The sequence below is a fragment of the Leisingera sp. McT4-56 genome (assembly GCF_020514995.1).
Lineage (GTDB): Bacteria > Pseudomonadota > Alphaproteobacteria > Rhodobacterales > Rhodobacteraceae > Leisingera > Leisingera aquaemixtae_A.
The window spans coordinates 54,556-73,549 of sequence record NZ_JAJALF010000013.1 but is presented as its reverse complement, the minus strand read 5'-3'; the positions used below and the strand labels follow the sequence as shown (position 1 = coordinate 73,549).

General features: G+C 60.4%; 18 protein-coding genes. 12 read left to right on the top strand and 6 right to left on the bottom strand.

Annotation, left to right across the window (positions count from 1 at the left end; all coding sequences use genetic code 11):
- Window positions 1–27: 27 nt before the first annotated feature.
- Together LHL23_RS14935 and LHL23_RS14930 are read left to right on the top strand one after the other, a co-directional pair.
- Window positions 28–2,283, top strand: coding sequence for an NADP-dependent malic enzyme (locus LHL23_RS14935; RefSeq protein WP_226430474.1), 2,256 nt, complete (start codon window positions 28–30; stop codon window positions 2,281–2,283).
- Between the two features lie 6 nt (window positions 2,284–2,289).
- A complete protein-coding gene (locus tag LHL23_RS14930) occupies window positions 2,290–3,162 on the top strand; it encodes a ribokinase (protein ID WP_226430473.1) in 873 nt (290 codons plus the stop codon).
- 17 nt (window positions 3,163–3,179) lie between these two features.
- On the opposite strand, the gene msrA is transcribed toward LHL23_RS14930, so the two are convergent.
- Window positions 3,180–3,845 carry a peptide-methionine (S)-S-oxide reductase MsrA gene (msrA, locus tag LHL23_RS14925; RefSeq protein WP_226430472.1) on the bottom strand — a complete coding sequence of 222 codons (666 nt, stop codon included), beginning with the start codon at window positions 3,843–3,845 and terminating at the stop codon, window positions 3,180–3,182.
- Between the two features lie 148 nt (window positions 3,846–3,993).
- On the opposite strand from msrA, the gene LHL23_RS14920 reads away from it, so the two are divergent.
- On the top strand, window positions 3,994–4,902 hold the full coding sequence (locus LHL23_RS14920) for a D-amino acid aminotransferase (protein WP_226430471.1): 909 nt from the start codon (window positions 3,994–3,996) through the stop codon (window positions 4,900–4,902).
- A complete protein-coding gene (locus LHL23_RS14915) occupies window positions 4,902–5,615 on the top strand; it encodes an HAD family hydrolase (RefSeq protein ID WP_226430470.1) in 714 nt (237 codons plus the stop codon). Before LHL23_RS14920 ends, LHL23_RS14915 begins: the two co-directional genes overlap by 1 nt.
- Window positions 5,616–5,682: 67 nt before the next feature.
- On the opposite strand, the gene LHL23_RS14910 is transcribed toward LHL23_RS14915, so the two are convergent.
- The 3 genes from LHL23_RS14910 to LHL23_RS14900 all read right to left on the bottom strand — a co-directional run bounded on the left by LHL23_RS14910 (window position 5,683) and on the right by LHL23_RS14900 (window position 7,734).
- Window positions 5,683–5,967 carry an SCP2 sterol-binding domain-containing protein gene (locus LHL23_RS14910; protein WP_226430469.1) on the bottom strand — a complete coding sequence of 95 codons (285 nt, stop codon included), beginning with the start codon at window positions 5,965–5,967 and terminating at the stop codon, window positions 5,683–5,685.
- Window positions 5,968–6,046: 79 nt separating this feature from the next.
- Window positions 6,047–6,511 (bottom strand): DUF1810 domain-containing protein, encoded by a 465-nt coding sequence (locus tag LHL23_RS14905; RefSeq protein WP_226430468.1) that lies wholly within the window; start codon window positions 6,509–6,511, stop codon window positions 6,047–6,049.
- Window positions 6,508–7,734 carry an argininosuccinate synthase gene (locus LHL23_RS14900; protein WP_226430467.1) on the bottom strand — a complete coding sequence of 409 codons (1,227 nt, stop codon included), beginning with the start codon at window positions 7,732–7,734 and terminating at the stop codon, window positions 6,508–6,510. Before LHL23_RS14900 ends, LHL23_RS14905 begins: the two co-directional genes overlap by 4 nt.
- Window positions 7,735–7,871: 137 nt before the next feature.
- Between LHL23_RS14900 and LHL23_RS14895 the strand changes: the two genes are divergently transcribed.
- A complete protein-coding gene (locus LHL23_RS14895; RefSeq protein ID WP_226430466.1) occupies window positions 7,872–8,636 on the top strand; it encodes a hypothetical protein in 765 nt (254 codons plus the stop codon).
- 73 nt (window positions 8,637–8,709) lie between these two features.
- Window positions 8,710–9,936, top strand: coding sequence for a threonine ammonia-lyase IlvA (ilvA, locus tag LHL23_RS14890; RefSeq protein ID WP_226430465.1), 1,227 nt, complete (start codon window positions 8,710–8,712; stop codon window positions 9,934–9,936).
- Window positions 9,937–9,951: 15 nt separating this feature from the next.
- On the opposite strand, the gene LHL23_RS14885 is transcribed toward ilvA, so the two are convergent.
- Window positions 9,952–10,275, bottom strand: coding sequence for an Hpt domain-containing protein (locus LHL23_RS14885; protein ID WP_226430464.1), 324 nt, complete (start codon window positions 10,273–10,275; stop codon window positions 9,952–9,954).
- Window positions 10,276–10,461: 186 nt separating this feature from the next.
- Here LHL23_RS14885 and LHL23_RS14880 point away from each other — a divergent pair, with 186 nt between their 5' ends.
- Complete coding sequence (locus tag LHL23_RS14880; protein ID WP_222477543.1) at window positions 10,462–11,715, top strand: PP2C family protein-serine/threonine phosphatase; 1,254 nt, start codon at window positions 10,462–10,464, stop codon at window positions 11,713–11,715.
- Between the two features lie 80 nt (window positions 11,716–11,795).
- Here the strand turns inward: LHL23_RS14880 and LHL23_RS14875 are convergent, their stop codons facing one another.
- On the bottom strand, window positions 11,796–12,239 hold the full coding sequence (locus LHL23_RS14875; RefSeq protein WP_226430463.1) for an NUDIX hydrolase: 444 nt from the start codon (window positions 12,237–12,239) through the stop codon (window positions 11,796–11,798).
- Window positions 12,240–12,316: 77 nt separating this feature from the next.
- On the opposite strand from LHL23_RS14875, the gene hslO reads away from it, so the two are divergent.
- The 5 genes from hslO (at window position 12,317) to LHL23_RS14850 (ending at window position 18,952) form a co-directional block, all read left to right on the top strand.
- Window positions 12,317–13,303 carry an Hsp33 family molecular chaperone HslO gene (gene hslO / locus LHL23_RS14870; RefSeq protein WP_226430462.1) on the top strand — a complete coding sequence of 329 codons (987 nt, stop codon included), beginning with the start codon at window positions 12,317–12,319 and terminating at the stop codon, window positions 13,301–13,303.
- Complete coding sequence (locus LHL23_RS14865) at window positions 13,278–13,913, top strand: CoA pyrophosphatase (RefSeq protein WP_413229478.1); 636 nt, start codon at window positions 13,278–13,280, stop codon at window positions 13,911–13,913. The genes hslO and LHL23_RS14865 overlap by 26 nt, the downstream gene beginning before the upstream one ends.
- Window positions 13,904–15,055, top strand: a complete 1,152-nt coding sequence (locus LHL23_RS14860) for a CCA tRNA nucleotidyltransferase (protein WP_226430460.1) — start codon at window positions 13,904–13,906, stop codon at window positions 15,053–15,055. The genes LHL23_RS14865 and LHL23_RS14860 overlap by 10 nt, the downstream gene beginning before the upstream one ends.
- 214 nt (window positions 15,056–15,269) lie before the next feature.
- Complete coding sequence (locus LHL23_RS14855) at window positions 15,270–17,108, top strand: ABC transporter ATP-binding protein (protein WP_226430459.1); 1,839 nt, start codon at window positions 15,270–15,272, stop codon at window positions 17,106–17,108.
- A complete protein-coding gene (locus LHL23_RS14850) occupies window positions 17,105–18,952 on the top strand; it encodes an ABC transporter ATP-binding protein (protein ID WP_226430458.1) in 1,848 nt (615 codons plus the stop codon). The genes LHL23_RS14855 and LHL23_RS14850 overlap by 4 nt, the downstream gene beginning before the upstream one ends.
- Window positions 18,953–18,994: the final 42 nt, after the last annotated feature.

The window sequence follows — 18,994 nt, the reverse complement described above, 5'->3', positions numbered from 1 at the left end:
GGCGACGAGGAGAGGACATGAGAATAGATGCCTAAGAACAAGATCACCGACGAAGAAGCCCTGGCGTTTCACCTGGAGCCGTCTCCGGGCAAATGGGAGATCAACGCGACCGTCCCGATGACCACCCAGCGGGATTTGTCATTGGCCTATTCTCCGGGGGTTGCGGTGCCTTGCGAGGCAATCGCGGAGAACCCCGAAACCGTTTACGATTACACCAACAAGGGCAACCTTGTCGCGGTGATCTCCAACGGTACCGCCGTGCTGGGCCTGGGAAACCTGGGGGCACTGGGCTCCAAGCCGGTCATGGAAGGTAAATCCGTCCTGTTCAAACGGTTCGCCGATGTGAACTCGATCGATATCGAGCTGGACACGGAAGACCCGGACGAATTCATCAAGGCGGTCAAGCTGATGGGGCCGACCTTTGGCGGCATCAACCTGGAAGACATCAAGGCGCCCGAATGTTTCATCATTGAGCAGAAGCTCAAGGAAGAGATGGACATTCCGGTGTTCCACGACGACCAGCACGGCACTGCTGTTATTTGTGCCGCGGGTCTGATCAACGCGCTGCATCTTTCGGGCAAGAAGATCGAGGATGTGAAGATCGTTCTGAACGGTGCCGGCGCGGCAGGCATTGCCTGTATCGAACTGCTGAAGGCGATGGGTGCGCGTCACGAAAACTGTATCGTCTGCGACACCAAGGGCGTGATCTTCCAAGGCCGCACCGAGGGCATGAACCAGTGGAAATCGGCGCATGCCGTCAGCACCGATCTTCGTACCTTGGAAGAGGCGATGCGCGGTGCCGATGTGTTCCTCGGCGTTTCGGTCAAAGGTGCAGTGACCCAGGAAATGGTCGCCTCCATGGCCGACAATCCGGTGATCTTTGCGATGGCCAACCCGGATCCGGAGATCACACCGGAAGAGGCACATGAAGTGCGGGTGGACGCCATCGTTGCCACCGGCCGGTCGGATTATCCGAACCAGGTGAACAACGTTCTTGGCTTCCCCTACCTGTTCCGCGGCGCGCTGGACATCCATGCCCGCGCTATCAACGACGAGATGAAGATCGCCTGCGCCCATGCGCTGGCGGCGCTGGCGCGCGAGGATGTGCCGGACGAGGTAGCGCTGGCCTATGGCAAGTCGCTGACCTTTGGCCGCGACTACATCATCCCGACACCATTTGATCCGCGGCTGATCCACCGGATTCCGCCGGCCGTGGCCAAGGCGGGGATGGATACCGGTGCGGCGCGCCGCCCGATCGTGGATATGGACGCCTATGAGGTCGGCCTGAAATCACGAATGGACCCGACCGCTTCGATCCTGCGCGGCCTGAATGCCCGGGCACGCTCTGCCCAGTCCCGGATGATCTTCGCCGAAGGCGACGATCCGCGGGCCTTGCGTGCCGCAGTGATGTACCAGCGTTCCGGTTTCGGCAAATCGCTGGTCGTGGGCCGGCCGGATGACGTGCGCGGTAAGCTGGAAAAGGCCGGCCTGGGTGACGCCGTGCGTGAACTGGAAGTGGTGAACGCCGCCAACACGCCGCATTTCGAGATGTACAAGGATTTCCTGTATAACCGCCTGCAGCGCAAAGGGTTTGACCGCAAGGATATTCACCGCTTGGTGGGCCGCGACCGGCATGTGTTCTCCAGCCTGATGCTGGCGCATGGGCACGGAGACGGGCTGGTGACGGGCGCAACCCGCAAGTCGGCGCATGTGCTGGACCGGATCAACCATGTGTTCGACGCGGATGCCGATCACGGCGTGGCCGGCGTGACCGCGCTGCTGCACAAGGGCCGGATCGTGCTGATCGGCGACACGCTGGTGCACGAATGGCCGGATGAAAACCACCTGGCCAACATCGCGGAGCGTGCAGCTGTGGTGGCCCGCCACATGGGCCTTGAGCCGCGGGTTGCCTTTGTCAGCTTCTCGACCTTTGGCTATCCGGTGTCGGAGCGGGCTGAAAAAATGCATGTTGCTCCGACCGTCCTGGACCAGCGCGGTGTCAATTTCGAGTACGAAGGCGAGATGACCGTCGATGTGGCTCTGAACGAGCGCGCGCAGCGGTATTATCCGTTCCAGCGACTGACCGGCCCGGCCAACATCCTGATCGTGCCTGCCCGCCACTCGGCCTCGATCTCGGTCAAGCTGATGCAGGAGATGGGCGGTGCCACCGTGATCGGCCCGATCCTTTCCGGCATCGACAAGCCGATCCAGATTTGCTCGACCACCTCCACCACCAATGACATTCTGAACATGGCGGTGCTGGCAGCCTGCAATATCGGGTGATCTGTCATGGCGATCTGGAACCTCGGCTCTATCAATGCGGATATGGTCTATACCTTGCCGCATCTGCCGGCGGCGGGGGAAACCCTTGCCGCCCTCAACCTTGACCGCTTTCTTGGCGGCAAGGGCGCCAACATGTCCGTCGCCGCCACCCGCGCAGGCAGCGACGTGCACCATATCGGTGCTGTGGGGCCTGACGGCGATTGGGCGGTGAAGCGTCTTGAGGAGTATGGGGTTGGCATCAGCCACATCGTCCAGGCGGACACTCCAACCGGGCATGCCATCATCGCGGTGGAACCTGAGGGAGAAAACCAGATCATTCTGTTTCCTGGGGCTAACAGGACGCTGAGCCGGGAACAGGTGGAACAGGCTCTGTCCCGGGCGGGCGCCGGTGATATTCTGGTCATGCAGAATGAAACCAGCATGCAGGCAGAGGCGGCGCAGCTGGGGCAGAAGATGGGGTTGCGCGTCTGCTACGCAGCCGCACCGTTTGACGCAGAAGCGGTGCAGGCAGTTCTTCCGTGCCTGGATTTTCTGATCCTCAATGAGGTCGAAGCCCAGCAGCTTCAGCAGGCCACAGGAAAAGAGCCGGGCAGCCTGGGCGTCAAGGATGTGATCATCACCCTGGGAGCCAAGGGCGCGCGGCATATCGACGGGGAAACGGGCGTGGTCAGTGATGTGCCCGCCTTGCCGGTCACGCCGGTCGATACAACCGGTGCAGGCGATACCTTCACTGGTTACGTCCTGTCTGGCTTGGATCTCGGCCTTACGGTTGCCGAAGCAATGGCGCAGGCCAGCCGGGCAGGGGCGCTTATGGTCACGCGACGGGGCACGGCTGATGTCATTCCTACCTTGAAGGAAGTGCAAGCCGCCCGGTTCTAAAACCGGACGGCCTAGGCTCAATGCCCTTTGGCAAAAGGAGCCGCGTCGCCCCAAAGCTGCGCGACCTTCGCGTCGCGCCCGCAGGCCTGGCGGTAGCGCTTGTATGCTGCCGCCTGCCGCTTGGGTCCGAACCGGGTGAACACTAGGCTGTCGCCCTTGTAATAATCCTGGTGATAGTCTTCGGCCTGATAGAAAGTCTTGGCTGGAAGTATTGGGGTTACGATCTTCTGCCCCAAATCTTGCTGCGCCTGCGCCTTCGTTTGTTCGGCTAGGGCCCTTTCTTGGCTGTTAGAGACAAAAACCGCAGTGCGGTAGCTGTCGCCACGGTCACAGAACTGGCCGCCGGGATCGGTGGGGTCAACTGAGCGGAAGAACAGCTCCAGAAGGCGCTCGCGAGAGACTTTCGCAGGATCAAAGACGATCTGAACTGCCTCATAATGGCCGGTGCCGCCGCGGGTGACGTCCTTGTAAGTGGGGTTTGCCGTGGTGCCACCCGTGTAGCCCGATACGGCTTCAACTACGCCCGGGACGCTTTCGAAATCGCTCTCCACGCACCAGAAACAGCCACCGGCAACGGTCAGAACTTCGGTGGATTGCGCGTGCAGCGGATTGCCGTGTGCAGAAAACCAGACGGCAATCAAACCGGTTAAAACCAGCGGCTTCAATTTCTCCAGAATTTGCATTCCCGACTCCATCTTGCCTTGCCGCCAGCCTGCCGGCTGCCGCGTCTCGGCTCAACCCGGCAAGTCAGGATTTCACGGACTGGTGACAGCACGTTATCGTTTGGATTCCGGATCCAGTATTACTAACGTGCCGGCCAAGGAGGATTCCATGACCGACAAGATGAGCACCCACCAGGCCGAAGAAGATCAGCGCAACGAAGAGATACTGATTTATCTGAACGGTGAAATTGTGCCCAAGGCCGAGGCCAAAATCAGCGTTTATGACAGCGGTTTCATGCTGGGCGACGGCGTGTGGGAAGGGCTGCGGCTTTACAATGGCCGCTGGGCTTTCATGGATGAGCATCTGGACCGGCTGTTCGAGGCGGCCAAGGCCATTGATCTGGATATTGGCCTTGACCGCGATGGTGTCAGAAAGGCCTTGTTAGAGACACAATCAGCCAATGGGATGACGACCGATGCCCATGCCCGGCTGATGGTGACGCGCGGCGTGAAAACCCGGCCGTTCCAGCATCCTTCACTGTCGCGCCAGGGGCCGACGATGACCATTATCATGGAGCATTCCCGCCCCAATCTGCCGCGCCCGATCAAGCTGGCGACAGTGCCGCATCTCCGCGGTCTGCCAATGACGCAGGATCCCAAGCTCAACTCCCATTCCAAGCTGAATTGCATCCTCGCCTGCATCGCAGCAGAGAAGGCCGGTGCGGATGAGGCGCTGATGCTGGATGTGAATGGTTTTGTGAACACCACCAACGCCTGCAACTTCTTCATCGTGCGCAAGGGAGAGGTTTGGACCTCCACCGGGGACTACTGCATGAACGGCATCACCCGGCAGAAAGTGATTGATCTTTGCCGCGGCAACGGCATCCCGGTCTATGAGAGGAACTACTCTTTGGTGGACACCTACGGTGCGGATGAAGCCTTTCTCACCGGAACCTTCGGCGCCCAAACCCCTGTGGGCAGTATTGATGGCCGGCAGATCGGCGACGGGCAGATGGGCGCGATGACAGAGCGCATCCGCGGTCTCTACAAGGCGCTGATCGAGAAGGAGTGCGCCTGATGCGGATTGCCATGTGGTCCGGGCCGCGGAACCTGTCGACGGCAATGATGTATGCCTTTGGCAACCGCGGCGATTGCGCCGTTGTGGATGAGCCGTTTTACGCGGCCTATCTGGCGATGACGGGCCTCGACCATCCGATGCGCGCGGAAATCCTGGAAAGCCAGCCGCAGGATCCTGAGACCGTGGCGCAGGCGCTGTTGGGGCCGGTGCCGGCGGCCAAGCCGTTCTATTACCAGAAACACATGACCCAGCACATGATCCAAGGGGTTCCGCGGGAATGGATGCGGGATGTCACCAACGTCTTTCTGATCCGCCATCCGGCGCGGGTGATCGCGTCTTATGCAGCGAAACGGGAGAACCCGGTGCTGGAGGACATCGGCTTCCGCCAGCAGGCGGAGCTGTTTGATCTGGTGCGCAGCTGGGGTCAGGGGCCGGTAGTGGTGGACAGCCATGACATCCGCGAGGATCCAGCCGCCAAGCTGGAGCAGCTGTGCGAGATGATTGGAATGCCGTATTCGCCGAAGATGCTGAATTGGCCGAAGGGCGGCCACAAGGACGACGGGGTCTGGGCTGCCCATTGGTATGGCGCTGTCTGGACTTCCACCGGATTCGCCGGCCCTGAAGGCCCCTTGCCGGACGTGCCGGAGGATTTGCAGCCGGTCTTGCAGGCAGCGATGCCCTATTACGAGCAAATGAAGGCGGCCAAAATCTGACGGGCTGAGGAGTGCTTCCCCTCGCCCTTGTGGCGCTCAGCCCAGGAAACTTGCCGCTCGAAATGGATCAGCTGATCAGCTTGCTCAGTTTCATCGCAACGCCCATGTCGCCGGAAATCTTGATCTTTCCCATCATGACGGCGGTCATCGGATTGAGGTTTCCGGTCAGCAGCTTTTTCAGGTTTTCAGCCGACAGCCGCAGCGTGCAATCCGTTTCGCGGTCGTCTGTGCAGGCGCTTCCTTCCGACAGGACAATCACACCATCCGTTCCGCAATCGAATTTCAGCGACCCGTCGAAACTCTTCCCGGCCAGACCGTCCCGGATTCCAGCCGCAATATCGTCCAATGCCATCTCGTCCTCCCTCGCTATACGAAAGGGTTAGGCAGAGGGATAAAACCGGGCAAGATTGACCGCGGGAGAGGCGGAAGGATTACGCCGCGGCAAGTGCGGTCTTGGTCAGCGGGCAAGGCTGGCCGCCGTAAAAGGCATCCAGAACCTGCTGGAATTCCACCGGTGCGCCAGGGACGGCGGCAAACAACGTCATCGAGGAGCGCAGTTTCTTGGCGTCGATGCCGCCAAGGATCTGTGCGGCATCCGCGCCCTGATGAGACAGCATCAGCAGGCTGACCTCGACCAGTCGGGCGCGCAGTATCTCGTGGTTCAAATAGGCTGTGGCTTCGGTCAGGTCTTCGATCCCGTAAAGCTGCGCCATATGGGACCGGCCAAGCTCAGCCAGCTGGGGAAAGACAAACCACATCCAGTGGCTCGTCTTTTTTCCTGCAGAGAGTTCGCTCAGGACAGCCGTCCAGACGGTGTCCTGAGCTTCGACGAACATGTCCAGCTCTTCCGCGAAATCGTCCTCGAATTCGCCGTCTATGCCGTCTTGGTCACTCACTTCTTGATCCGGCGTTCGCGGGCAGCCAGCAGTTTGAGACGCAGGGCATTCAGCTGGATAAAGCCTGCGGCGTCCTTCTGGTCGTAGGCGCCGGCGTCTTCTTCGAAAGTCACATGTGCTTCGGAGTAGAGCGAATTGTCCGACCAGCGGCCAACGGTGGAAGCCAGACCCTTGTACAGCTTCACGCGCACGGTGCCGGACACGAACTCCTGGCTCTTGTCGATAGCCGCCTGCAGCATTTCACGCTCGGGGCTGTACCAGAAACCGTTGTAGATCAGCTCTGCGTACTGCGGCATCAACTGGTCCTTAAGGTGCATTGCGCCGCGGTCCATGGTGATGGACTCGATGCCGCGGTGGGCTTCCAGCATGATGGTGCCACCCGGGGTCTCATAGATGCCGCGGGACTTCATGCCGACAAAACGGCCTTCGACCAGGTCGAGGCGGCCGATGCCGTGCTTGCGGCCGTACTCGTTCAGTTCGGTCAGAATGGTTGCCGGGCTCATCGCCTCGCCATTGATGGCAACCGGATCACCCTTTTCAAAGGTGATCTCGATGAACTCCGGGGTGTCCGGCGCCTCTTCGGGGTGGACGGTGCGCTGGTAGACGTAATCGGGCGCCATTTCCGCCGGGTCCTCCAGCACCTTGCCCTCGGAGGAGGTGTGCAGCAGGTTGGCATCGACCGAGAAGGGAGCCTCGCCGCGCTTGTCCTTGGCGATCGGGATCTGGTGCGCCTCGGCAAATTCCAGCAGCTTGGTGCGAGAGGACAGGTTCCATTCACGCCAGGGCGCGATCACCTTGATTTCGGGGTTCAGCGCATAGGCTGCCAGTTCGAAGCGGACCTGGTCGTTGCCCTTGCCGGTGGCGCCGTGCGCAACCGCGTCGGCACCGGTGGCCTCTGCAATCTCAACCAACCGCTTGGAGATCAGCGGGCGGGCGATCGAGGTGCCCAGCAGGTAGAGGCCCTCGTAAACCGCATTGGCGCGGAACATCGGGAACACGAAGTCGCGGACAAATTCCTCGCGCACATCTTCGATGAAGATGTTTTCCGGCTTGATGCCCAGCATTTCCGCTTTCTTGCGGGCGGGCTCCAGTTCCTCACCCTGGCCGAGATCGGCGGTGAAGGTGACAACTTCGCAGCCGTATTCGGTCTGCAGCCATTTCAGGATGATCGAGGTGTCGAGGCCGCCGGAATAGGCGAGCACAACTTTCTTGGGCGCGGACATGGAATTCCCTCTCAGGTCAGAACGCCTGCGGCGTAGCGGGTTTTGGCCGCAAGGGCAAGGTTTTCCGGGGTTTCGCACAGACTGCGTGGCAACTAAGGTCCGCGCCAAACAAGATTTTCAAACTGGAGCGGATTTTCATGAAACCTTGGGCGCTGTTCAGCCATTCAGTTGGAATGCTGACACGGAATTTCAGCGACATGCTGAGGGTGTTTTTGATCCCCACGCTTCTGATCGTGGCACTGTCTGCAACGTTTCTGAAAACGACGGGCTTGTGGGAATTCTTGCAATGGGGCGTGGTAACTCCGCTGCCGGAAGACTCGGGTCTCGGCGGCCCGTTTTTTCTGGTCGTAGTTCTTTCGCTCTTGATCGGTATGTGGAGTGTCGTTGCCTGGCATCGCTTCGTCCTGCTCGAGGAAATGCCGCAGGGCTGGATGCCGCACATGCAAGGCAGCCGGATCATGGCCTATTTCGGCCGCTCTGTGCAGATCGCGCTTGTTCTTATCTGCATGATGATCCCTGTCATGCTGTTCGTTCTCCTGGTGACAACCATTCTCAGCGGGGCAGGTCCGGCTGCACTGCAATTGATCAACCTGCCGATTGCAATTTTCGTCACCTACCTCGTTTTGAGGCTTTCTGTCATTCTCCCTGCGGCAGCCCTAGGTGCGGATATGGGCCTGCGCGACGCTTGGAACTTCACCGGGAACGCTTTTGGTGACCTATTGGGTTTGGCTGCCATTTTGGTTGCGGCGCAATATGCAGCACAGTTCATTGCCGAATCCCTAGCTGTGTCACCATCTTTGGCCGCTGGTGTTTCAATCCTGGTGTCTGCTGCTCTGGCGCTGCTGAACATCAGCATTCTGACCACCCTTTACGGTCATTACGTTGAGGGACGACCGGTCTGACGGCCGGTATTCTTATGTATGCTTTCAAGCCCGCCTCTTGCCTTGGAGGCGGGCTTGCGCCACTGAAGGATACATGAGTGATTTCAAGACCCAGGCCCGCGCCGCTGAGCAGGCGATGCGCGACGTGTTCCCGGCAACGCCGCTGCAGCGAAACGTGCATCTGTCCGAACGTTTCGGCGCCGACATCTACCTCAAGCGGGAGGACCTGAGCCCGGTCCGCTCCTACAAGATCCGCGGCGCGATGAACGCGATGCGCAAGCAGCCGGATCAGGAACTGTTTGTCTGTGCATCAGCCGGTAATCACGCGCAGGGCGTGGCTTTCATGTGCCGCCATATGGGGAAGCGCGGGGTGATCTTCATGCCGGTCACCACGCCGCAGCAGAAAATCCAGAAGACCCGGATGTTCGGCGGCGACAATATCGAAATCCATCTGGTCGGCGACTATTTCGACGTCTGCCTGGCTGCCGCGCAGGATTGGTGCGCGCAGGAGGGCGGCCATTTCCTGTCGCCGTTCGATGATGCCGATGTGATCGAAGGCCAGGCTTCCATCGCGGTGGAGATTGAGGAGCAGCTGGGCAAGGCACCCGATCATGTGCTGCTGCCGGTCGGCGGCGGCGGCATGTCGGCGGGCGTTTCCTCCTGGTTTGGCGAAGACGTCCACAGCCTGTTTGTGGAGCCGGACGGCGGCGCCTGCCTGCGGGCGGCGCTGACGGCGGGCAAACCGGTGCCGCTGGACACGGTGGATACCTTCGTCGATGGCGCTGCGGTGGGGCGGATCGGCGATCTGCCGTTTGATATTCTGAAGGACGTGCCGCTGCCGGATGTGCTGGCAATCTCCGAAGACCGCATCTGCGCCACCATCATCGAGATGCTGAACGTCGAGGGCATTGTTTTGGAGCCGGCTGGTGCGCTGTCCGTTGAGGCGCTGCAGGATGTGCGTTCCTGGATTCGCGGCAAGACAGTTGTCTGCGTCACCTCAGGCGGAAACTTCGATTTCGAGCGGCTGCCTGAGGTAAAGGAACGGGCGCAGCGCTATTCCGGGGTGAAGAAATACTTCATTTTGCGCCTGCCGCAGCGGCCCGGAGCGCTGAAGGAATTCCTGGGCATCCTCGGTCCTGAGGATGACATCGCCCGCTTTGAGTATATGAAGAAGTCGGCCCGGAACTTCGGCTCGGTTTTAATCGGTATCGAAACCAAGCGGCCGGAAAACTTTGAACAGCTGTTTGCGCGTCTGGATGCGGCAGGCATGACCTATACGGACATCACCCGGGACGAGACACTGGCGCAGTTCGTGATCTGACGCTGATTTCCAGCGTCAGAATTTCTCGGACAGGCCGCTCAGAAACGCCGACTTGGATGCTTGAAAGTTGGCAATGATAGCCGAGAGGTCGACACTGCCTGCCTCGCCTTGCGCCGACTTTTGTTCCCCTGCCAGGCACATGGAAGAGAATTCGTCAAACCCGAGGTTGAGAGCGCTGCCTTTCAGGAAGTGCAGGTCCTGTTCCAGCTGTCCGCGGTCGCCGCCTTCCAGTTTGCCAATGACCTCTTCGACCTCTTCCAGAAAGATTTCAACTACTTCCTCAAAGTCCTCGGCACCCACTTCTTCGCGCAGCTCCGTCACGCGTGGCCAGTCAATCATGTGATACGTCCTTACGATCTTCCGCTGTGCGCTTTTCTTAAGTTGATTGCAGTAAAAATATAGTGAAATAAAGAAGGAAGCTCAAATTTTAGGCTTCACCGCCTGTTAAATCTCTGGACCGATAGTATCACAAGATCTTCTGATTTTGCCATTTGTGAGGTGCCTTCGGTGCTGCCAGAAAGTTCGATGGACAACGAGGACCACGCAGTGGCTGGATCAATACGCCGTGTGCTGGTTGTGGACGACAGCCGCCTCCAACGACGCATCCTGGTCGCATCCCTCAAGAAGTGGGGCTTTGAGGTCGTCGAGGCTGAGAGCGGCGAGGCAGCTATGGAAATCTGCCAGCAGGATCCGCCCGACCTGATTCTCAGTGATTGGATGATGCCGGGCATGAACGGGCTGGAGTTCTGCCGCGCTTTCCGCGCCCGGCCCAGTGACGACTATGCCTATTTCATTCTGCTTACCTCCAAGAGCGAAAAAAACGAAGTCGCCGAGGGGCTTGATGCCGGGGCCGACGATTTTTTGACAAAGCCTGTAAGCTCGGATGAGCTGCGAGCGAGGATCTCCGCCGGCGAACGTATCTTGCGGATGCAGCGGGAGCTGTCAGAGAAAAACCGTATCGTGTCGGAAACTCTGGGGGAACTGCAACGGGTCTATGATGCGATCGACAAGGACCTGATCCAGGCACGCAAGATCCAAGAATCGCTGGTTCCGGAACTGTCCAAAAGCTTCGGCTCTTCCACGGTCAGTCTGCTGCTGAAACCCTGCGGCCATATTGGCGGCGATCTGGTGGGGATGTTTTCGCCGGGAGTGAACCGAATCGGCTTCTATTCGATTGATGTGTCCGGCCATGGCATCACCTCTGCAATGATGACGGCGCGGCTGGGCGGGTATCTTTCTTCGAGTTATTTCGACCAGAACGTCGGGATGGAAAAGCGGTTCAACCGCTTCTATGCCCTGCGCCAGCCCGAAGAGGTCGCCAGCCTGCTGAATGCGCGGCTGATCGCGGATACCGGGATCGAAGAGTATTTCACCATGGCTTACTGCATTGCCGACCTGCGCAGCGGTGTCGTCAAGATGGTGCAGGCCGGCCACCCGCACCCGCTGCTGCTGCGCAAAAACGGTGACTTGGAGTTCATCGGCAAAGGCGGCGTGCCGGTTGGGCTGGTTCCTGACATCGGCTACAGTCAGGAAGAGTTCGTGATGGAGCATGGCGACCGTTTGCTGCTGTTTTCGGACGGTTTCACCGAAGCGAGGCTGGAGGATGGGTCCATGCTGGAGCCCGAAGGCCTTCTGGAGCTGGTTGGAAAATGCGGTCCGGAGCAGAGCGGTAAAGAATTCCTTGATGACCTTTACTGGCATCTCACCCAGGTGATGAGCAAGGAACACGGGCTGGAGGATGACGTCTCCGCCACCTTGTTTGAGTACCAAGGACCGTAATCCAGATATTCGCTTCTGCCTGATTGTGTCCTGGCTGCAGCCGGGCTTTTTGCGTCTGCGGCAATGTTTGACTGGAGCTGCTACATGCGCGCTGCGAGCTGCGCCGCGAAATGGCGGTCGCCGGCATTGCCCAGCCGGTGCGCAGCAATCTGTGGGTCGATCCACAGCGCCTCATGCCCTTCTTCGGCAGGCGGGCCGATCCGGCGCAGCGGGCGGGCCACGTAGATGTGGCACAGCTTTTCAGCCCAAAGATCGTATTCCGGCATATAGGCAAACCGCCGGAACACTCCCAGCTTGCGCGGGGTGGATATTCTCCAGCCGGTTTCCTCATAGACCTCGCGGTGCAGCGCAGGGATTGGCGACTCGCCCGGATCGATGCCGCCGCCGGGCAGCTGCAAATCGGGATGAGGATCATACTGGCAGGTGATCAAAAGCTTGCCGTAGCGGGGCAGCAGCGCATAGGCTCCGGGACGAACCCGGTAGTGCTGGCCTTTCTGAGGCGTGTTGCCAAATCGTCTGATCACGGGCCGGCCCCTTCACTCTGCTGTCGTTTCTCCTATATAGCCCCGGTATGCCAACACCCGGCGCGTAAGGAAACCCCATGACCCTTGGTTCGAAAATCGCGTGGGACGACACCGTCCTGCCCTTCCAGCTTGATGCATCGGATATGCGCGGCCGCGTTGCGCGGCTGGACGGCGTTCTGGACGGCATCCTGAAACAGCATGACTACCCGCCCGTGGTTGAGGCGCTGGTTGCGGAGATGGCTCTGCTGACGGCGCTGATCGGCCAGACGGTGGCGCTGCGCTGGAAACTGTCGCTGCAGGTGCAGTCCAAGGGTGCGGTGCGGATGATTGCAACCGACTACTACGCGCCGCAAAAGGAAGGTGAGATCGGCCAGATCCGCGCCTATGCCAGTTTTGACCGCGACCGTCTGACAGACAGCAACCCCTTTGACCAAGTGGGCGAAGGCTATTTTGCCATTCTGATTGACCAGGGCAACGGCACCCAGCCCTACCAAGGGATCACACCGCTGTCCGGCGAATCGCTGAGCGCGTGTGCAGAGGCCTATTTCGCGCAGTCCGAACAACTGCCGACCATGTTCAAGCTGAGCTTCGGCAAGTCGGCGGAACCGGGTGTGGCGGAGCATTGGCGCGCGGGTGGCGTAATGCTGCAAAGCATGCCGAAAGCCTCCCCCTTTGCGGCGCAGAGTGAAGGGACGGGGGATGTCCTGCAGGCCAGCGACCTGATGTCCGGGGACGAGGAAGAGAACTGGAATCGGGCCACCACGCTGCTGAGCACGGTGGAGGAGCTGGAACTGATCGGCCCGTCGGTCACACCCACGGATCTGCTGATCCGGTTGTTTCACGAGGAACAACCGCGGGTCTACGACACCCAGCCGGTGCGGTTTGGCTGTACCTGTTCAGAGGACCGCGTGCGGCAAAGCCTGTCGATCTATTCGGCCAAGGACATCGAGAAGATGACTACCGACGACGGCCGGGTGACTGCCGATTGCCAGTTCTGCGGAGCGCATTACGACCTGGATCCGTCGAGCGTCGGATTTGATGCGGAAAACCCGCCCAGTGAGTGAACCTGACCTGGATCTGACGGACCGGATTGCCGCCGCCCTGAACCGCCAGGGCAGCGGCTCGTCCGATTTTGATCTCAATCCTGGCACCGTGCTGCCGGAGGGGCGCAAGCTGCGCCCTGCCGGGGTGCTGGTCCCGGTTTCCATTGCTTCTGGCGCGCCGCGGCTGATTCTGACCAAGCGCTCTTCGGCGCTGAAGCACCATCCGGGGCAGATCGCCTTTCCTGGCGGCAAGGTGGATGCGGGTGACAAGGATGCTTGTGCCGCAGCGCTGCGGGAAGCCTGGGAGGAGATCGGCCTGCCGCCGGATATGCCCAGGATCATCGGCTGCCTGCCGGAGCATGAAACGGTAACCGGGTTTGCAGTGACCCCGGTTGTTGCGCTGATCCAGGAAAACTTTGCCGCGCGGCCGGAAGCCGGTGAGGTGGCGGAAGTGTTTTCCGTGCCTCTGGACCATGTTCTGGGTCTTGAGAACTACATCATCGAATCCCGCCGCTGGCGCGGCACCCGGCGCCGCTATTATACCGTGCCCTATGGCCCCTACTATATCTGGGGCGCCACCGCGCGTATGCTGCGCGGGCTTGCGGCACGGATGGAGCAAAAATGCGGATAGATCAGCCTTGGTTGAAGGACCGGGCGACTCAGGCGGTGTGCGAGGCTGTCACTGCGGATGGGGCGCAGGTGCTGTTTGTCGGCGGCTGCGTGCGCAATTCACTGCTGGGTGAACCGGTCTCAGATATGGACATCGCCACCGATGCGCGGCCGGAGCAGGTGATGGAGCTGGCTGCCCGTGCCGGTATCAAGGCGGTGCCGACCGGGATCGACCACGGCACCGTGACCCTCGTCAAAAACGGCATCCCGCATGAGATCACCACCTTCCGCAAGGATGTAGCGACCGATGGCCGCCGGGCCGTGGTGGCATATTCCACCGATATCGCCGAGGATGCCCGCCGCCGCGATTTCACAATGAATGCGATCTATGCCCGCCCGGATGGCGAAGTCGTCGACCCGCTGGGCGGTCTGGCGGACCTCACCCGGCGCCGGGTGCGCTTTATCGGCACTGCGGAAAACCGGATCCGCGAAGATTACCTGCGCAGTTTGCGATATTTCCGCTTTCATGCCTGGTACGGCGATCACGCAGAGGGTTTCGACGCGGATGCGCTGGCAGCGATTGCAGCCAACCTGGACGGGCTGGTTTCGCTGTCCAAAGAGCGCGTGGGGGCGGAGCTGTTGAAACTGCTCGCAGCACCCGATCCGGCACCCTCGGTTGCAGCAATGCGGCAGGCTGGCGTCCTGGGACAGATTCTGCCTGGGGCCGATGACCGTTCCCTTGCGCCGCTGATTCACCTGGAGACAGGCCGGGTGGCCTCCGGCATCCGCCGTCTTGCCGCGCTGGGCGGGGAGGATCTGCAGAAGGCGCTGCGGCTGAGCAAGGCCCAGGCCTCTCATCTGGAAGCAATCCGGGAAGCGGCCGCTGGTACTGCGGGGGCAGGGGAGCTGGGGTACCGGTTGGGTGCGGAGAAAGCGCTGGATGCGCTTCTGCTGCGCGCTGCCCTGCTGGAACAGCCGCTTTCTCTAAGTTTAGAGACTGATATTGAGCTGGGCGCCAATGCCAAGCTCCCGGTGAAAGCGCGGGATCTTTTGCCGGATTTGAAGGGGCCGGAGCTGGGCGCGGCGTTGAAAAAAATGGAAGCCGACTGGATTGCGTCGGGTTTCAGCCTTAGCCGCGGGGAACTGCTGGACTCCTTGCGCTGACAAGGGATGTCAGCAGCGTCACAACCTTGGGGGGTGACAAAACGGCAAATCTTGCGTACCCATAAGGCAGCCACCACATGACGGAGGAATGCTGATGTATTACGGGATCTGGTTTCTCTAACGCCTGAGACCTTGCCCCGTGTGACGTGGGAGCCTTGGGCGGCCCGCTGTCTTCATCTGTATTCCGATTTGCTCGAACTTCTGGAGCACCCGCATGTTTCGCTTTTTTGAAAACCTAATTGACCCTTATTGCGCCTATCCGGAAACCAACACGCCGCCGACGCGTCTGTGGCCGTTCCTGCGCGACTACTCCAAGCCATTCAAAAAGATCTTTGTGCTGACCGCGCTGATGTCGGTGATTGTCGCCGCGATCGAGGTGGGGCTGATCTATTACATGGGCCGGGTTGTGGACCTGATGGCCGGGACGCCGGCGCAAGTTTGGGAAAATCACGGCACAGAGCTGATCCTGGTTGCCCTGTTCATCCTGTTATTGCGGCCGCTGATCCAGTTCCTGGATGTGGTTCTGCTGAACAACGCCATCCTGCCGAACTACGGCACATTGATCCGCTGGCGGGCGCACAAGCACGTGCTGCGCCAGTCAGTGGGCTGGTTCGAGAACGACTTTGCCGGCAGGATTGCCAACCGGATCATGCAAACCCCGCCTGCCGCGGGGGAGGTAATCTTTCAGGTCTTTGATGCCATCACTTTTTCGCTGGCCTATCTGGCCGGGGCGGCGGTTCTGCTGTGGGTCGCGGACGTGCGGCTGATGCTGCCGCTGGCGGTGTGGTTTGCGCTTTATACGATGCTTGTGATGTGGACCGTCAAACGGGTTGGCCCTGCCAGCCAGGCGTCTTCCGATGCGCGTTCCACCGTGACGGGGCGTGTTGTCGACAGCTATTCGAACATTCACTCAGTCAAAATGTTTGCCCATCACGACTGGGAACTGACCTATGCGCGGGATGCGATCGAGAACACCCGCAAGACGTTTCAGACAGAGATGCGGATCTTTACTATCATGGACGCCACGCTGGTCACGCTGAACGGGTTGCTGATTGTCGGCGTGGTGGGCTGGGCAGTGATGCTGTGGATGCAGGGCTCCGCTTCGGTCGGGCTGGTCGCCGCGGCAACAGCACTGACCTTGCGTCTGAACGCGATGACGGGATGGATCATGTGGGCGCTGACCTCCTTCTTCCGCCAGTTGGGCGTTGTGGCCGAAGGGATGGAAACCATCGCGCAGCCGATTGATCTGGTGGATGCGGCCAATGCGGAACCGCTGCAGCTGAAAAAGGGAGAAATCGAACTGCTCAATCTCTCGCACCACTACGGGCGCGAGGCTGGCGGGCTGGACAAGATCAGCCTCACCATCCAGCCCGGTGAGAAGATCGGGCTGATCGGGCGCTCAGGTGCCGGAAAATCGACCTTGGTAAAACTGCTCTTGCGGTTCTATGACGCCGAGCGCGGTCAGATCCTCATCGACGGCCAGGATATCCGTTGTGTCACTCAGGATAGCTTGCGCAGCCGCATCGGCATGGTGCAGCAGGACAGCGCGTTGATGCACCGCTCGGTACGGGACAACCTTCTGTACGGCCGTCCGGATGCAACCGAGGAGCAAATGATTGCTGCCGCCAAGCAGGCGCAGGCGCATGAGTTCATTCTGGACCTTGAGGATCCGCAGGGCCGCGCGGGGTATGACGCCCATGTGGGGGAGCGCGGGGTGAAACTGTCCGGCGGGCAGCGCCAGCGGGTGACTTTGGCGCGTGTGATCCTGAAAGATGCGCCGATCCTGGTGCTGGACGAAGCGACGTCAGCGTTGGATTCCGAAGTGGAAGCGGCAATTCAGGAAACCCTTTATGGCATGATGCAGGGCAAGACGGTGATCGCAATTGCACACCGGCTGTCCACCATCGCGCAAATGGACCGTATCCTGGTGATGGATCAGGGCCGTATAGTAGAAGAAGGCTCGCATGAGGCGCTATTGCAGGCGCAGGGGCTGTATGCACAGCTCTGGGCGCGCCAGTCCGGAGGCTTCCTGAACATCGAGGCAGCAGAATGAACATAGGCAATCTGATCGACGCCTTCCGCCCGGCTGAGGGGCCGCCGCCGCAAAAGCTGGGGGCATTCCTGCGCTGGTGCCTGGAAGGCGCCTGGCCGATGCTGCTGCTGGCAGCGGCGTTTTCTGCGCTGGCTGGCGGGATGGAGGCGGGCACGGCCTTTATCCTGGGCATGGTGATCGACACGGCAATTGCCAGCGGGCCGGAGCAGTTTTTCTCTGCTGGCAATACGGCTGTCATTGCGCTGGCGCTGGGCTTCTTCCTGTTTGTGCGCCCGGTGCTGTTTGGCCTGTCGGCGGCGTCCAATGCGATCATCGTGCAGCCTAATGTGAACCCGCTGGTGCTGTCGCGGCTGAACCGTTGGACGCTGGGGCAGTCGGTGCGGTTCTTTGACGATGATTTTGCGGGCCGTATTGCTCAGAAACAGATGCAAACGGCGACGGCAGTCACGTCGGTCACGACTGAGATGATCAACGTGGTTGCCTTTGCTCTGGCCTCTCTGGCTGGGTCTTTGGCCTTGTTAGGCTCTATTGACTGGCGCGTCACTGGTGTGTTCGTGGTCTGGCTGGTGGCCTATTTCGCGCTGATCCGCTGGTTCTTGCCGCGCATCCGCAAACGGTCCGGAAAGCGGGCGGGTGCACGGGCAATGGTGACTGGGCAGGTTGTCGACTCGATCACCAATATCAAGACGGTGAAGCTGTTTGCACATGCCGACCACGAGGAGCGCACGGCCCAGGACGCCATGGTTGCGTTTCGCGAGAGGTCGCTGCGTTTCGGCTATCTTTCCGCCAGCTTCCGGTTTTGCCTCATGTGTCTGGCTGGCGTTCTTCCGGTGCTGCTGATTGGTGCGACGCTGTTCCTGTGGCAGTCCGGCATAGCAACAGAAGGCGACATCGTTGCTGCAGGTGCCGTCTCGATCCGCATTGCGCAGATGACCGGCTGGGTCAGCTTCACGCTGATGGCGATCTACTCCAACGTCGGCGAGATCGAAAACGGCATGAAGACCCTGTCTGTCCGCGACAGGGTCGAAGATGCGCCGGGCGCCAAGGCTCTTCGCGTCACTGAAGGCCAGATTGAGTTTGACCAGGTGGAATTTGCCTATGGCCGCGATGTGGGCGGGGTGCAGGGGATAAGCCTGCGGATCAATCCGGGCGAGAAACTGGGCATTGTCGGCGCATCAGGGGCTGGAAAATCGACACTCGTTTCGCTCTTGCTCAGGCTCTATGACGAAGAAAACGGGCGCATTCTGATTGACGGGCAGGAGATCTCTGATGTTACCCAGAACTCCCTGCGCAGCCAGATCGGCATGGTCACGCAGGAAACCGCCATGTTCAACCGGTCCGCGCGGGAGAACATCCTGTACGGGCGGCCGGATGCAACCGAGGCTGAACTGACAGCTGCGGCCAGGAAGGCCGAAGCGCACGGCTTCATTAGCGAACTGGAGGACGGCCAGGGCCGCACCGGGTATGATGCCTACCTTGGCGAACGCGGGGTGAAGCTGTCCGGCGGGCAGCGGCAGCGGATTGCCTTGGCTCGCGCCATTCTCAAGGACGCACCGATCCTTGTGCTGGATGAGGCGACGTCGGCCCTGGATTCGGAAGTTGAGGCGTCGATCCAGGCCGCTTTGCACCGGGTGATGGAAGGCAAGACAGTCCTGGCCATCGCGCACCGCCTGTCGACGCTCAGCGAAATGGACCGCATTATCGTGATGGAAAAGGGCCGGATAGCCGAAAGCGGCAGCCATGCGCAGCTGCTGGCAAAGGGCGGCCTTTATGCTTCCTTCTGGGCCCGCCAGTCGGGCGGTTTCATCTGCACCGACGATGAGCGGACGGCAGCAGCTGAATAAAGCTCCCGGCGCATTTTGCTTTTGCTGACCGTTTTGCCGGGG

Bases quoted from the DNA above. Each gene is read 5' to 3' on its own strand.
- LHL23_RS14855 (WP_226430459.1), top strand. From the start codon at position 15,270: ATGTTTCGCTTTTTTGAAAACCTAATTGACCCTTATTGCGCCTATCCG.
- LHL23_RS14900 (WP_226430467.1), bottom strand. From the start codon at position 7,734: ATGTCCGCGCCCAAGAAAGTTGTGCTCGCCTATTCCGGCGGCCTCGAC.
- LHL23_RS14880 (WP_222477543.1), top strand. From the start codon at position 10,462: ATGGACAACGAGGACCACGCAGTGGCTGGATCAATACGCCGTGTGCTG.
- LHL23_RS14915 (WP_226430470.1), top strand. From the start codon at position 4,902: ATGCGGATTGCCATGTGGTCCGGGCCGCGGAACCTGTCGACGGCAATG.
- LHL23_RS14895 (WP_226430466.1), top strand. From the start codon at position 7,872: ATGAAACCTTGGGCGCTGTTCAGCCATTCAGTTGGAATGCTGACACGG.
- LHL23_RS14860 (WP_226430460.1), top strand. From the start codon at position 13,904: ATGCGGATAGATCAGCCTTGGTTGAAGGACCGGGCGACTCAGGCGGTG.
- LHL23_RS14935 (WP_226430474.1), top strand. From the start codon at position 28: ATGCCTAAGAACAAGATCACCGACGAAGAAGCCCTGGCGTTTCACCTG.
- LHL23_RS14920 (WP_226430471.1), top strand. From the start codon at position 3,994: ATGACCGACAAGATGAGCACCCACCAGGCCGAAGAAGATCAGCGCAAC.
- LHL23_RS14910 (WP_226430469.1), bottom strand. From the start codon at position 5,967: ATGGCATTGGACGATATTGCGGCTGGAATCCGGGACGGTCTGGCCGGG.
- msrA (WP_226430472.1), bottom strand. From the start codon at position 3,845: ATGCAAATTCTGGAGAAATTGAAGCCGCTGGTTTTAACCGGTTTGATT.
- LHL23_RS14850 (WP_226430458.1), top strand. From the start codon at position 17,105: ATGAACATAGGCAATCTGATCGACGCCTTCCGCCCGGCTGAGGGGCCG.
- LHL23_RS14885 (WP_226430464.1), bottom strand. From the start codon at position 10,275: ATGATTGACTGGCCACGCGTGACGGAGCTGCGCGAAGAAGTGGGTGCC.
- hslO (WP_226430462.1), top strand. From the start codon at position 12,317: ATGACCCTTGGTTCGAAAATCGCGTGGGACGACACCGTCCTGCCCTTC.
- ilvA (WP_226430465.1), top strand. From the start codon at position 8,710: ATGAGTGATTTCAAGACCCAGGCCCGCGCCGCTGAGCAGGCGATGCGC.
- LHL23_RS14930 (WP_226430473.1), top strand. From the start codon at position 2,290: ATGGCGATCTGGAACCTCGGCTCTATCAATGCGGATATGGTCTATACC.
- LHL23_RS14865 (WP_413229478.1), top strand. From the start codon at position 13,278: ATGCGGAAAACCCGCCCAGTGAGTGAACCTGACCTGGATCTGACGGAC.